Annotated in this window: 1 protein-coding gene; it reads right to left on the reverse strand. The window is 63.8% G+C overall.

Annotated features, from left to right (window positions below; genetic code table 11):
• On the reverse strand, window positions 1-207 hold a 207-nt coding region (locus JI664_RS23790; RefSeq protein ID WP_207016275.1), incomplete at both ends, for a hypothetical protein.

Raw genomic sequence — 207 nt, forward strand, 5'->3', positions numbered from 1 at the left:
TCGGCCAGCGTGCGGTCGAGGATCTCGATCTGGTTATAGGTGACCAGCACCCGCGAGACCTCGACCCGGCCATTCGAGCCGATGGTCTTTTCGTCGGGCCCCCACAGATCTGGGTCGAGGACTCGCTCGGTTCCCTTCCAGACCTGATAGGTCCGCTCCCAAGGCGTGAACGTCACCATGTCCACGCGGGCGGGATAGGCGGTGATC

This window comes from Rhodobacter sp. NTK016B (assembly GCF_017303295.1).
Lineage (GTDB): Bacteria > Pseudomonadota > Alphaproteobacteria > Rhodobacterales > Rhodobacteraceae > Pararhodobacter.